The 1,023-nt window shown below is 46.4% G+C and carries 1 protein-coding gene; it reads right to left on the bottom strand.

Annotated elements, in window-relative coordinates; genetic code table 11:
• Positions 1 to 209 precede the first annotated feature (209 nt).
• Positions 210 to 881 carry a ribulose-phosphate 3-epimerase gene (rpe, locus tag R7P35_RS26390; RefSeq protein WP_023585573.1) on the bottom strand — a complete coding sequence of 224 codons (672 nt, stop codon included), beginning with the start codon at positions 879 to 881 and terminating at the stop codon, positions 210 to 212.
• Positions 882 to 1,023: the final 142 nt, after the last annotated feature.

Below are 1,023 nucleotides of genomic sequence, written 5' to 3'. Positions count from 1 at the left end.
ATGGCTCAGTCGTCCAGAGGAAGCAAGGAACTAAAGATAATTGACTGAGTTTAAGGAGCACGAATAGTACAGAAAGGCCGCAAAATAGGCAAGTGATTATTTGCGCAGCGCGCGGGATATTTTTGTTTGGCTCGTGCCAGAAACGACAAAGGCTGCCAGCAAAGTGGCAGCCTTTAAAATCAGAGCGTTATAACGCTTATTTTTAGCACTTATTCTACTTGAGCAAGCTCAGTGCGCATTTGGTCGATCACTTGTTTGTAATCTGGCTGACTAAAAATCGCAGAACCCGCCACAAACATGTCCGCACCTGCTTCAGCAATTTCACGAATGTTGTCGACTTTCACACCACCATCGATTTCCAGACGAATGTCTCGGCCTGACTCATCAATCATTTTACGGACAGCGCGCAGTTTATCCATGGTATGAGGAATGAAAGACTGGCCACCAAAGCCTGGGTTTACCGACATCAGTAGAATCAGGTCAACTTTGTCCATGATGAACTCAAGATGCGCAAGCGGTGTTGCTGGGTTTAATACCACACCCGCTTTACAGCCGTGTTCTTTGATAAGCTGAAGAGTACGGTCTACGTGATCAGAGGCCTCAACGTGGAAAGTGATCATCGATGCGCCAGCTTTTGCAAAATCAGGGATGATGCGATCTACCGGTTTCACCATTAGATGAACGTCGATTGGCGCAGTGATGCCGTAATCGCGTAGCGCTTTACACACAGGAGCACCAAAAGTCAGGTTTGGTACATAGTGGTTATCCATAACATCGAAATGCACCACATCTGCACCCGCTGCGAGTACTTTTTCTACGTCTTCACCTAGACGTGCAAAATCAGCCGATAAAATGGATGGAGCAATAAGAAAATCTTTCATACCTGACCTCAGTAGTGACGAGCAAAACAGCAAACCAATTTGCGCGCAATTCTACCGAAGCCAGTGGGGAGATCCACTATTTAGAGAAAATAGTGTCAGAACTATGAAGCTGCGCTATCTGCTTCCGGCGCTTTGAACAAGG

Origin of the sequence: Vibrio sp. Vb0304 (assembly GCF_033338995.1) — a bacterium.
Lineage (GTDB): Bacteria > Pseudomonadota > Gammaproteobacteria > Enterobacterales > Vibrionaceae > Vibrio > Vibrio alginolyticus.
Note: the sequence above shows the minus strand (reverse complement) of the source record. Positions and strands in the feature narration are given on the sequence as shown.